At 36.7% G+C, this 13982-nt stretch carries 8 protein-coding genes; 5 read left to right on the forward strand and 3 right to left on the reverse strand.

The window, feature by feature from the left end; all coding sequences use genetic code 11:
* Positions 1–303: 303 nt before the first annotated feature.
* The 4 genes from QOR44_RS09500 to QOR44_RS09515 all read left to right on the forward strand — a co-directional run bounded on the left by QOR44_RS09500 (position 304) and on the right by QOR44_RS09515 (position 8021).
* Positions 304–5016 carry a S8 family serine peptidase gene (locus QOR44_RS09500; RefSeq protein ID WP_001093384.1) on the forward strand — a complete coding sequence of 1571 codons (4713 nt, stop codon included), beginning with the start codon at positions 304–306 and terminating at the stop codon, positions 5014–5016.
* Between the two features lie 232 nt (positions 5017–5248).
* The gene (locus QOR44_RS09505) at positions 5249–5935 is read left to right on the forward strand and encodes a response regulator transcription factor (RefSeq protein WP_000161343.1); all 687 of its coding nucleotides are present in this window, start codon (positions 5249–5251) and stop codon (positions 5933–5935) included.
* Entirely contained in the window at positions 5932–7320 is a 1389-nt protein-coding gene (locus QOR44_RS09510) for a sensor histidine kinase (protein ID WP_000730414.1), read from the forward strand. The genes QOR44_RS09505 and QOR44_RS09510 overlap by 4 nt, the downstream gene beginning before the upstream one ends.
* A gap of 92 nt (positions 7321–7412) precedes the next feature.
* Positions 7413–8021, forward strand: coding sequence for a hypothetical protein (locus tag QOR44_RS09515; protein WP_000903269.1), 609 nt, complete (start codon positions 7413–7415; stop codon positions 8019–8021).
* 89 nt (positions 8022–8110) lie between these two features.
* Here QOR44_RS09515 and leuS read toward each other — a convergent pair whose 3' ends face one another.
* A complete protein-coding gene (leuS, locus tag QOR44_RS09520; RefSeq protein ID WP_000145174.1) occupies positions 8111–10612 on the reverse strand; it encodes a leucine--tRNA ligase in 2502 nt (833 codons plus the stop codon).
* Between the two features lie 376 nt (positions 10613–10988).
* Between leuS and QOR44_RS09525 the strand changes: the two genes are divergently transcribed.
* Complete coding sequence (locus tag QOR44_RS09525; RefSeq protein ID WP_000074728.1) at positions 10989–12236, forward strand: MFS transporter; 1248 nt, start codon at positions 10989–10991, stop codon at positions 12234–12236.
* Between the two features lie 42 nt (positions 12237–12278).
* On the opposite strand, the gene QOR44_RS09530 is transcribed toward QOR44_RS09525, so the two are convergent.
* Positions 12279–13124: a patatin-like phospholipase family protein gene (locus tag QOR44_RS09530; protein ID WP_000953631.1), complete on the reverse strand. Its 846-nt coding sequence runs from the start codon at positions 13122–13124 to the stop codon at positions 12279–12281.
* Positions 13125–13261: 137 nt separating this feature from the next.
* The gene (gene nusG / locus QOR44_RS09535; protein ID WP_000887149.1) at positions 13262–13801 is read right to left on the reverse strand and encodes a transcription termination/antitermination protein NusG; all 540 of its coding nucleotides are present in this window, start codon (positions 13799–13801) and stop codon (positions 13262–13264) included.
* Positions 13802–13982 lie beyond the last annotated feature (181 nt).

Raw genomic sequence — 13982 nt, forward strand, 5'->3', positions numbered from 1 at the left:
AGTATATTCAGTTATTATAGCACAACGGTGATTACTAAGAAAGAAGGGGAACGATTATTTAGCTTTGCCAGCAATTAGACTAATAAATATCCTATAATTATTCTATAAACCTTTGATATTGTAGCCATATAGTTGGATAATATTATTATTTTCATAGAATGATTTTAAAAAAATGCTTTAGGTATGGTATTAAATTTACCACAAAATAATTTGTAATGAAAATTCAGAAAATTATAGAAAATTTTGATTTTTTATGTTTTAATAGTTTTTGTAATTATTATGTTACAAGAAAAGGAGATTTTTATGAACACAAAACAGCGTTTTTCAATCCGGAAATATAAGTTAGGTGCCGTATCTGTACTTTTGGGAACCCTATTTTTTTTAGGTGGTATCACAAATGTAGCTGCTGATTCTGTCATAAATAAGCCATCTGATATTGCAGTTGAACAGCAAGTAAAAGACAGTCCAACGAGCATAGCAAATGAGACACCTACTAACAACACGTCATCAGCCCTTGCGTCGACAGCTCAAGACAATCTTGTTACAAAGGCTAATAATAGTCCAACAGAAACACAACCAGTAGCTGAGTCTCACTCTCAAGCCACCGAGACATTTTCCCCAGTCGCAAATCAACCGGTTGAAAGCACTCAAGAAGTTTCTAAAACTCCTTTAACCAAACAAAATTTAGCAGTCAAACCTACACCAGCTATTTCTAAAGAAACCCCTCAAAACATTGATAGTAATAAAATTATCACTGTCCCCAAAGTATGGAACACAGGTTACAAAGGAGAGGGAACTGTTGTCGCAATTATTGACTCAGGACTAGATACCAATCACGATGCTCTCCAACTAAATGATTCGACAAAAGCAAAATACCAAAACGAACAGCAAATGAATGCTGCTAAAGCAAAAGCTGGTATAAACTATGGAAAATGGTATAACAACAAAGTAATCTTTGGTCACAACTATGTTGATGTCAATACAGAGCTAAAAGAGGTGAAAAGCACTTCTCATGGTATGCACGTAACCAGTATCGCAACAGCTAATCCTAGCAAGAAAGATACAAATGAATTAATCTATGGTGTTGCTCCTGAAGCACAAGTAATGTTTATGAGAGTCTTCTCTGATGAAAAAAGAGGAACTGGACCAGCCCTTTATGTTAAAGCTATTGAAGATGCCGTTAAACTCGGTGCTGATAGCATTAATTTAAGTTTAGGTGGAGCTAATGGCTCTTTAGTTAATGCCGATGACCGACTTATAAAAGCTTTAGAGATGGCTAGACTCGCTGGCGTTTCTGTTGTTATAGCAGCAGGTAACGACGGTACATTTGGGAGTGGAGCATCAAAGCCTTCTGCTCTTTATCCTGATTATGGTTTAGTTGGTAGTCCATCAACAGCTCGTGAGGCCATTTCTGTAGCATCATATAATAATACAACACTGGTTAATAAAGTCTTTAACATTATCGGATTAGAAAACAACAAAAATCTCAACAACGGATTAGCTGCTTATGCAGATCCTAAAGTTAGTGATAAGACCTTTGAAGTAGGGAAGCAATATGATTATGTTTTCGTAGGAAAAGGAAACGACAATGATTATAAGGACAAAACTTTAAATGGTAAAATCGCCTTAATTGAACGTGGAGATATTACTTTTACAAAAAAAGTCGTCAATGCTATTAATCACGGTGCTGTGGGAGCTATTATCTTTAATAACAAAGCTGGGGAAGCTAACCTAACAATGAGTTTAGATCCTGAAGCAAGTGCTATTCCTGCCATTTTTACCCAAAAAGAGTTTGGAGATGTTTTAGCTCAAAAAAGCTATAAAATTGTATTTAACAATATCAAAAATAAACAAGCTAACCCTAATGCAGGTGTCCTATCTGACTTTTCAAGCTGGGGATTAACAGCAGACGGACAATTAAAACCTGACTTATCTGCTCCTGGAGGCTCTATTTACGCCGCTATCAATGATAATGAATATGATATGATGAGTGGGACAAGTATGGCTTCTCCCCATGTCGCTGGTGCTACTGCTCTAGTTAAACAATACTTATTGAAAGAACATCCAGAACTTAAAAAAGGTGACATTGAAAGAACTGTCAAATACCTTCTTATGAGTACTGCTAAAGCACACCTAAACAAAGATACAGGCGCTTACACCTCACCACGCCAACAAGGAGCAGGTATTATCGATGTCGCAGCAGCAGTTCAGACAGGATTATACCTAACTGGTGGGGAAAACAACTATGGTAGCGTTACATTAGGAAATATTAAAGATAAAATTTCCTTTGATGTTACTGTTCATAATATCAATAAAGTTGCAAAAGATTTACACTATACAACCTATTTGAATACTGATCAAGTTAAAGATGGCTTTGTCACATTGGCTCCTCAACAACTTGGTACATTTACAGGGAAAACGATACGGATTGAACCAGGGCAAACTAAAACGATTACAATTGATATAGATGTTTCGAAATACCATGACATGTTAAAAAAAGTAATGCCAAACGGCTATTTCCTAGAAGGCTACGTACGTTTTACAGACCCTGTTGATGGTGGGGAAGTTCTTAGTATTCCTTATGTTGGATTTAAGGGAGAATTCCAAAACTTAGAAGTTTTAGAAAAATCCATTTATAAGCTTGTTGCTAACAAAGAAAAGGGATTTTATTTCCAACCAAAACAAACAAACGAAGTTCCTGGTTCAGAAGATTATACTGCCTTAATGACTACAAGTTCAGAACCTATCTACTCAACAGACGGTACTAGTCCTATCCAATTGAAAGCCTTGGGAAGCTATAAGTCTATAGATGGAAAATGGATCTTACAACTAGATCAAAAAGGCCAGCCTCATCTAGCCATTTCACCTAATGATGACCAAAATCAAGATGCCGTTGCAGTGAAAGGTGTTTTCTTACGTAATTTCAATAATTTAAGAGCCAAAGTCTATCGTGCAGATGATGTTAATTTACAAAAACCACTATGGGTAAGTGCTCCCCAAGCAGGAGATAAAAATTACTACAGCGGAAATACTGAAAATCCAAAATCTACATTTTTATATGACACAGAATGGAAAGGAACCACTACTGATGGTATTCCTTTAGAAGATGGAAAATACAAATACGTTTTAACTTATTACTCTGATGTCCCTGGCTCTAAGCCACAACAAATGGTGTTTGATATCACTTTGGATAGACAAGCTCCTACACTAACAACAGCAACTTATGACAAAGATAGACGTATCTTCAAAGCTCGTCCTGCAGTAGAACACGGGGAATCTGATATCTTTAGAGAACAAGTTTTTTACTTAAAAAAAGATAAAGATGGTCATTATAATAGCGTCTTACGTCAAAAAGGAGAAGACGGTATCCTTGTTGAAGATAACAAAGTATTTATCAAACAAGAAAAGGATGGTAGCTTTATTCTACCTAAAGAGGTTAACGATTTCTCTCATGTCTACTACACTGTTGAAGATTATGCAGGCAATCTAGTATCAGCAAAACTCGAAGATTTGATCAATATTGGCAATAAAAATGGTTTAGTAAACGTCAAAGTGTTTAGCCCTGAGCTTAACAGTAATGTCGATATTGATTTCTCTTACTCTGTCAAAGATGACAAAGGTAATGTCATCAAAAAGCAACATCACGGGAAAGACCTCAATTTACTGAAATTGCCTTTTGGTACCTATACGTTTGATCTATTCTTATACGATGAGGAACGAGCAAATCTAATCAGTCCCAAAAGTGTCACTGTAACTATTTCTGAAAAAGATAGCCTTAAAGACGTCTTATTTAAAGTTAACTTACTCAAGAAAGCAGCCTTACTCGTTGAATTTGACAAGCTTTTACCAAAAGGAGCAACAGTCCAGTTGGTTACTAAGACAAATACTGTTGTTGATCTACCAAAAGCAACTTATTCTCCTACTGACTATGGTAAAAACATACCTGTAGGAGACTATCGTTTAAACGTAACTCTGCCTAGTGGGTATAGCACTTTAGAGAACTTAGATGATTTACTTGTATCCGTAAAAGAAGGTCAAGTAAACCTAACAAAATTGACGCTGATTAATAAAGCTCCTCTGATTAATGCCCTAGCAGAACAAACTGACATTATTACCCAACCTGTGTTTTATAATGCTGGAACTCACTTAAAAAATAATTACCTAGCTAATCTTGAAAAGGCACAAACTTTAATTAAAAATAGAGTGGAACAAACAAGTATTGATAATGCTATTGCTGCTTTGAGAGAAAGTCGCCAAGCTCTTAACGGTAAAGAAACAGATACTTCTTTACTGGCAAAAGCTATTTTAGCTGAAACAGAAATCAAGGGAAACTATCAATTTGTTAATGCTAGTCCATTAAGCCAATCAACTTATATCAATCAAGTCCAATTGGCGAAAAACCTTCTACAAAAACCTAACGTCACTCAATCAGAAGTAGACAAAGCCTTAGAAAATCTTGATATTGCTAAAAATCAATTAAATGGTCATGAAACTGATTACTCTGGTTTACACCATATGATAATTAAAGCAAATGTTCTGAAACAAACATCATCTAAATATCAGAACGCCAGTCAATTTGCTAAAGAAAATTATAATAACCTTATCAAGAAAGCAGAATTGCTGCTTTCCAATAGACAAGCTACACAAGCTCAAGTTGAAGAGTTATTAAACCAAATAAAAGCAACCGAACAAGAGCTTGATGGTCGCGATAGAGTTTCTTCCGCAGAGAATTATAGTCAATCACTCAATGATAATGACTCTCTCAATACCACACCTATCAATCCGCCAAATCAGCCCCAGGCGTTGATATTCAAAAAAGGCATGACTAAAGAAAGTGAGGTTGCTCAGAAGCGTGTCTTAGGGGTGACTAGTCAAACCGATAATCAAAAGGTAAAGACAAACAAGCTTCCTAAAACAGGCGAAAGCACTCCTAAAATAACCTATACAATATTGCTATTTAGTCTCTCTATGCTAGGTCTGGCAACAATCAAACTAAAGTCTATCAAAAGAGAATAAAATACTTTAAAAAATAGAGCAAGGCATCAATTACTAGCTATTAATAGTTAGTGACGGGTGCCTTTTTGAGGAGCTTAAAATGATGTTCCTAAAGACCTTTTCTCTGCAGTATCTTGTTTTATAACACTATAACACTTCAAAGAATAGGAAAAAAACTCTTTTTTTGTTATATTTGATATGACATAAACAGCTAGCTAAAAGTCAAATTATAACTATGGGTATTGAGGTATACATGACAAAAATAATTTATTTCGCTGATGATGAAAAGAATATTCGTGACTTGGTGGTTCCTTTTTTAGAACATGATGGTTTCACTGTTCGAGCATTTGAAACTGGAGACCTTCTCTTAGAAGCCTATAAAAACCAAAAACCCGATTTAGTTATATTAGACATAATGATGCCTGGAACTAATGGTTTAGATGTTATGAAAAGCATCCGCCAATATGATAATGTTCCTATTATCATGTTAACAGCTAGAGATTCTGATGTTGATTTCATTACGGCTTTTAATTTAGGAACTGACGATTACTTCACCAAGCCTTTTTCACCTATAAAACTTAGCCTACATGTTAAAGCATTGTTCAAACGCCTTGATGAAAAAGCAATCAAAAATGACACTCAGTATCAGTTCCTAGATTTAACTCTGGATACTGAAAAGCGAATAGCCCTATTATCAAATGAAGAAATGCCCTTAACCAAGACAGAATTTGATTTTCTTTTAGTATTAATTGAAAAACCTGAAACTGCTTTTTCTAGGGAAACACTGCTTAATCGTATTTGGGGATTTGATGATATTGAAAGCAGAGCAGTTGATGACACTATTAAACGATTACGTAAAAAATTTAAGCAATACCACAGTCAAGTTAGTATCAAAACTGTCTGGGGTTACGGCTTCAAATTAATCAAAGAGGACAAATGAAAAAGAAAAGTTTAATTAGCAATCTTATCCTTATTAATAGCATCACTCTATTTCTTGGTTTTTACCTCATCTATTTTTCTGTCAACTATGTCATTAAAGACTATGTCCATCAAATGACAAGGAATTCCATGCAGGCGAATTTCACCATTTTAGATAGTATCTATAACAACAAGAAAATACCAGATGAAAATATGGTTAACCAAGATAGCATCTTTGTTTGGTCTTACTATGCTATTTTTGACCAGCATTATCGTATGAAATATGGCACTGATAATCATAAAAAAGAGAGCCATGATATTATTCGCTATCTTACCCAAAAAAGATTGTGGCAAATTTCCAAGGAAAAAGATGGTATGTTTGTAACCATCAAGAAAAAAACCTATTATGTAATGAGCAAAGACTACTCTGGTATCCTTGTTGATGGTAGCATAAAAAAAGTTCCTAAAGCACAGTCGCAACTTTTTCATGTGATTAACTTTTCAGACATTACTTACACCCAGCATCTAATTACTAAAATTAATCATTTTCTTATAGTTATCTTAGTACTAACCTATATTCCCATGCTATTTATTATGAGGAAGACTTTCACTGGAATTAGAGAATCTATTCAATCAGTACAAACTTATATTTCCAACCTTTGGAAAAATCAAGGCAATCATCAATCTAGTCAAAAAGAAATTGTCTTTTCTGATTTCGATCCTCTTCTACTTGAGAGCCAAGAAATGGCAAATCGAATCTACCAGGCAGAAGAGAGCCAAAGAAACTTCTTTCAAAATGCCTCCCACGAGTTACGGACACCTTTAATGTCCATCCAAGGATATACTGAGGGAGTTCAAGAGGGTATTATTGATGCCGAGCTCGCACACTCTGTTATTCTGCAAGAGAGCAAAAAAATGAAACAGCTCGTAGACGATATTATCTTACTCTCTAAATTAGACAGTAACTTAAGTGATCAAAAAGATGAATTTTCTTTAAATGAATTACTTAATAGTATTATTGCTTATTTCAAACCCCTAGCTAATAAACAAAAAATTAGTATCACTTATAGACCAGACGAGCATGAAAAGTTACTAAAAGGTAACGAAGAGTTGATTCAACGAGCTATCAATAATATCCTTAGTAACGCACTACGCTATGCTGTTTCTCATATTGAAATCTCTTACACAAATCAAAAACTGACTATCTCAAACGACGGACCAGCCATTTCAAAAGAAGACTTACCTTATATTTTCGATCGCTTCTATAAAGGACATGGCGGCCAAACAGGTATTGGACTTGCAATGACTAAAGAAATTATCAAGCAACATCATGGTAATATCATCGCTGAGAGTGATTCAACCTCAACAACTTTTACGATTTATTTCAATTGCCACAAAATTGCCTAACTTTTCCTACAAAAATTCAAAGAAGTTATTGCTTTTTTAACCTATAATACCTATAGATCAAAAAGTTATTCTAAAAGAAAGTGAGTTTTTATATGTTACATTCTAAAAAAATACATTCCTTATCGCTTATTGCCGTTCTCTCTTTAGCAACATATACGAGTTTACAACCAAATCATGTAACGGCTGAACAATCACAAAAAACATCAACTGTTCATATGAGTCAAAAAACTATTGAACATAAGTTAAAAGTTGCAGATAAAGAAGCTGCTCCTCTCTACGCTAAAATCGACCATATCCAACGACATATTGAAGTCAAAAAAGCAAAAGATTTAAAAGTTATTGAATTGTATATTAACAAAGATATCAACCAACTAGAGAAGCAAAATAAACGTCTACTAACTAAATTCTATACTTCTATTGATAATCAAACATGGGATAGCACAAGTGAGGTCAAAAAATTGATTGATAAGACAAACCTATCCACTAACGAAAAAAATAGATTAAAATTATATTTTGAACAACGTGCTTACCTTGAGACAAGGTTGAACGACCGCTATCAAAAATTTGATAACTCTATTGAAAACCAAAATAAAGAACTAAAAATATTAACGTCAAAAATAGAAAAAATCTATCAAAAACATGGTATTACAAAAGAGGTATTAAAAACTTACTATGCTAAAAAAACAGTACGAGCTGACTGATTTAGCTAAAAATAGAAAAATCCCAAAAGTTCATAAACTTTTGGGATTTTATACGCGTAAATATCACTATTTCTAGTAAAATCTTTATCTTATTTCACCACAATATTAACCAGTTTGTTTGGTACTGCGATGACTTTGATGATGTCTTTGCCTGCAATTTCGGCTTGGACTTTTTCGTTAGCAAGAGCAAGATCTTGCAATTCTTCTCTTGAAAGGTCTTTAGCAACGACGAGTTTAGCTTTGACCTTACCTTTGATTTGGACAACGATTTCAATTTCGTTTTCAACCAATTTACTTTCGTCATAGCTTGGCCATGGCACGTAAGAGATTGACTCACCTGAAGCTGTCAAGACTTGCCAGAGTTCTTCACCCAAGTGTGGTGCGAATGGTGCAATCAATTGAACAAAGCCTTTGGCATAGTCGCTAAAGAGTTTGTCTTCCTTGTTGGCTGCATTGACAAAGACCATGAGTTGAGCGATAGCTGTGTTGAATTTCATTTGGTCAACTTGCTCAGTAACTGCCTTAACGGTTTCGTTATAAACCTTGTCAAGGGCTCCGCTATTTTCCTCAGTGATCTCTTTAGTCGTGATCAAACGGTAAACACGGTCCAAGAACTTACGTGAGCCTTCAAGACCTTCCTCAGACCAAGCGATTGAAGCGTCAAGTGGTCCCATGAACATCTCGTAAACACGAAGGGTGTCAGCACCGTACTGTTCAACAACATCATCTGGGTTGACAACGTTCTTAAGTGATTTAGACATCTTAGCTGGTGCTTGTTCAAGCTCTTCCCCAGTTTCCACATGGAAGAAGCTACCATCACGTTTTTCAACCTTGTCAGTTGCCACAAGTGCACCACGGCTGTCGCGGTAGCTTGTTCCCAAAATCATCCCTTGGTTAAAGAGTTTTTGGAATGGCTCTTTGGTAGGTACGACACCGAGATCGTAAAGAACCTTGTGCCAGAAGCGAGCGTAGAGAAGGTGAAGCACGGCATGCTCTGCACCACCGACATAGATATCAACTGGCAACCATTGTTTGAGAAGTTCCTCATCAGCCAGTTTTTCGGTGTTGTGTGGATCAATGTAACGGAGATAGTACCAGCTTGAACCTGCCCATTGTGGCATGGTGTTAGTCTCACGACGACCTTTAACACCATCTTCACGAGTCACTTCCAACCAGTCTGTCAAGTTAGCAAGTGGGCTCTCACCAGTACCTGAAGGACGGATATCCTTGGTTACTGGAAGAACCAGTGGCAATTCACTCTCAGGAACCGCTGTTGATGTCCCATCTTCCCAGTGGATGATTGGGATTGGCTCACCCCAGTAACGTTGACGGCTGAAGAGCCAGTCGCGGAGACGGTAAGTGACTTTCTCATTACCAACACCTTCTGCTTCAAGCCATTCGACCATTTTGGCAATAGCTGACGCTTTATCGAGACCATCTAGGAAGTCTGAGTTGATGTGAAGACCGTCTTCTGTAAAGGCAGCCTCTTCAACATTACCACCTTCAAGAACTGGAATGATGTCTAGCTTAAATTGTTTTGCGAATTCCCAGTCACGTTCATCGTGGGCTGGAACAGCCATGATAGCACCTGTACCGTAGCTGGCAAGGACATAGTCCGCAATCCAAACTGGAATTTCTTTACCATTAACTGGGTTAATAGCATAGGCACCTGTCCAGACACCTGTTTTTTCTTTAGCAAGGTCTGTACGGGCAAGATCTGATTTAAGACTTGCTTGACGTTTGTATTCGGCAACAGCTTCTGCTTGGTCAGCTGTTGTAATAGCATCAACCAAGGCATGTTCAGGAGCAAGAACTGCGTAAGTTGCACCAAAAAGGGTGTCAGGACGTGTTGTGAAGACAGTGAAGTCCTTATCTGTATCCTTAACCTTGAAGGTTACATTGGCACCAGTTGATTTACCAATCCAGTTGCGTTGCATGTCCTTAATTGATTCTGGCCAGTCAACTTCTTCCAAGTCTTCTAGCAAGCGCTCTGCATAGGCAGTGATTTTGAGCATCCATTGGCGCATTGGTTTTCTGACAACTGGGTAGCCGCCACGTTCTGATGTGCCATCTGGAAGAACCTCTTCGTTGGCGATGGCCGTTCCCAATTCTTCAACCCAGTTAACGGGAACTTCAGCTTCATAGGCTAGGCCTTTTTCATAAAGCTTAGTAAAGATCCACTGTGTCCACTTGTAGTAGTTAGGGTCAGTTGTGTTGACTTCGCGATCCCAGTCGTATGAGAAGCCAAGAGCGTTAATCTGGCGCTTAAAGTTAGCGATGTTTTCAGCTGTAAACTCGGCTGGGTCATTACCAGTATCCATAGCGTACTGCTCAGCAGGAAGTCCAAAGGCATCCCAACCCATTGGGTGGAGGACATTGTGACCTTGGGCACGTTTGAAACGGCTGAGAATATCAGTTGCTGTATAGCCTTCTGGGTGACCAACGTGGAGACCAGCTCCAGATGGGTATGGGAACATATCTAGGGCATAAAACTTAGGTTTTGATGCATCTGTTCCTGTTTTAAAAGTATGATTATCTGCCCAAAAGGCTTGCCATTTGGGTTCGATTTCTTTGTGATTATAGAATGTCATCGCACTTCTCCATGTCAAAAAAGTATAGTCTTCTTATTATAACACGAAAAATAGCAATAAAAAAGGTGAAAATACCCTCAACAGCAGGTTCTCTCCCCACTTATCCTTGACAATAAACTAAACTTACTCTATACTATTTCCAAATGACATAATGCTTTAACCGTGTCCTGTGAGACATATAAGCGACCAAAATAGGATTCTATACAGAAATCCTACTATTTTTGCGAGCGTTTATAGAACTCAAGGGTAGCATCTTGAGTTTTTTCTTTTACATTATAATGAGTTGAAGCAGCTATGACATCTCTGTTTTAGAATTTTTTCTATTGACAGTATTTAATAACGGTGGTCTGTGAGCCATCATTAAAGGAGGAGACTTATGTCACCATTAAATATCAATAAGAATAATTGGCGCGCCCTAATCGCTGCCATTGTCGCATCCGGGACCGATGATTTAAATATCATGTTCCTTGCATTTTCTATGTCAACTATCATTACTGATCTTCATTTATCTGCGGCACAGGCTGGTTGGATTGGGACAATTACCAACTTGGGAATGCTCGTGGGAGGACTAATATTTGGTTTATTAGCTGATCGCTACAATAAATTTAAAGTTTTCAAATGGACGATTCTAATCTTTTCAATCGCAACTGGTTTAGTTTTCTTCACTACTAATTTATCATATCTCTATATCATGCGCTTCATTGCAGGAATTGGTGTTGGTGGCGAATATGGTATCGCTATTGCCATTATGGCAGGAATTGTCCCAGCTAATAAAATGGGCCGGATTTCTTCACTAAATGGTATAGCTGGTCAAGTTGGATCTATTAGCTCAGCACTCTTAGCAGGATGGCTAGCCCCAGCACTCGGTTGGCGGGGACTTTTTCTCTTTGGCCTTCTCCCTATAGTTCTCGTCCTATGGATGCAATTTGCTATTGATGATAAAGATATCTTAGATCAATATAATACAGACGCAGATGATGAACCTCTAGATATCAGTATAAAAGCTTTATTTGATACTCCTGTATTAGCCACACAGAGCCTAGCACTAATGGTTATGACAACTGTTCAGATTGCTGGATACTTTGGCATGATGAACTGGTTACCAACTATTATCCAAACCAACTTAAACGTTTCTATCAAGAATTCATCATTATGGATGATTGCAACCATTCTTGGAATGTGTCTTGGCATGCTAGTATTTGGTCAATTGTTAGATAAATTTGGACCGCGTTTAGTATACGGGTGTTTCCTTCTCTCATCTGCAATTTGTGTCTATCTCTTTCAATTCGCAACAACAATGCCTTCTATGATTATAGGCGGGGCAATTGTCGGATTCTTTGTTAATGGTATGTTTGCAGGTTATGGTGCCATGATTACACGTCTCTATCCACATCATATTCGTTCAACAGCTAACAATCTTATCTTAAATGTTGGTCGTGCAATAGGTGGCTTTTCATCTGTTATCATCGGAATGATCCTAGACGTTTCAAATGTCTCTATGGTCATGCTTTTCTTAGCAAGTCTCTATATCGTTAGTTTCTTATCAATGCTAAGCATTAAGCAATTAAAACGTCAAAAATATCACACTAATTTAACACAATTAGATGTCAAACCAACTGACTGATATTACAAAACAGTATTCCTCAATTGAGAAATACTGTTTTCTTTATTTCATTAGATAGCTATTCAGCTCAGGCATCATACTTTTAGCATCTTTCATACCAAGCTGATAAATACTATCAAGTTTATCCGGATTCTTCTCTAAGCGGCCAATAACCAAGCTTTTACTCGGCCTAATTGCAAATAGATCGCCTGTTTTTTCAAGGCTCATGACCTTTTCAAGGCTATTATTATACTGTTGGTACCGATTCGAGGCTGTCTTTACAAAATTAGGATATTTCCTATACAGAGTTTTATACAATCGTCCACTTGAAGGCTTTTTCTGATAATTGAGCGGCCTAGTCATCACAACAATCAACTTGTCAAATCCTAAACCACGGGCAAAATCAACGGGAATACTATCAGATAAACCACCATCTAAGTACTTTTTCCCCTGCCAATCAACCATCTTTGAGACTACTGGTAATGCTGAACTAGCACGTAAAATTTCCATTTGTTCAAAAACACTATCAATTTTAAAATATTCAGGTTTACCAGATGTCATCTCTGTAGCAACTGCGTAAAAATCAATATTTGATTTTTTAAATGCTTCATCGTCAAATACATCCAATTTCATAGGAACTTCATAATAGGTGAAATCTTTATTAACAAAATTCCCTGTTCGAAGCCATGATCTTAGACTCATATATTTAGGATGGGATAAATACTTTTTATTGTATCGCAAAGCCCTCTCTCGTTGTCTAGATACAAAATTAACACCAAACAATGCACCAGCAGAGACAGATACGATACCATCTACTTTTATTCCTGCATCTAGAAAAGCATCTAAAACTCCAGCAGTATAAAGACCTCTCATTCCGCCACCCTCTAAAACTAAACCAACAGACAACATAGGCAATCACTTTCTAATATTGATATTTGATTAAAGTATAGCAAAATATAGCTATTTTTTCTGAAAAAGAATATAAAGTTTAGATCATGTTAACTAAAAAGCCATGATAAACAACCGTCTAACATAGCCTTTTTGTTTTATAATTCTGCAACTTGGTACAACTCAAGTTCTGCTTGTGTTTCTGAGCCGAACATGTTGATCATTAATTTAACTTTGTTATTCTCAATCTCAACTACACGTCCTTCTTGTCCGATGAAAGCACCATCAATGATTTGAACAACATCACCTTCCTTGATATTAGTATCAAAGACATCAACGGTTTGTCCCATTGAGATGAGTATTGAACGAATCTCTTCTTCTAACAACGGTGTTGGTTTAGAGCGATTGCCGTGTGATCCAACAAATCCAGTAACGTTTGGAGTATTACGAACAACAAACCAGGCTTCATCAGTCATTACCATTTCCACAAGTACATAACCTGGGAAGCGATTTTCTTCAATTTCTTTTGTTTTCCCATTTTTCTCAACATTTACAGTTTGAGTAGGGATTTCCACACGCAAAATGTTGTCTAACATATTATAAGTTTGCGCACGTTGCAAAAGATTTTCCTTTACTTTATTTTCATAACCTGAGTAGGTTTGGAGTACAAACCAACCCTTATCAAAAGAATCTAACATAAGTTTTCCTTTCCTTAATAAAAAAGCCTTTTACGGCTTATTGGACTGCTATTTTCAATATATATTATAAAGAAAATAAAATAAGCTGTCAATTAAAGTACCGACTAAATCATTCTAAAATTCAAATAAAAAAGGCAAAGTTCTGATGAGGTTTGCCTTAAGATTTTGAAAGGATAGACCT

The organism is Streptococcus agalactiae (assembly GCF_949788565.1).
Taxonomy (GTDB): Bacteria; Bacillota; Bacilli; order Lactobacillales; family Streptococcaceae; genus Streptococcus; species Streptococcus agalactiae.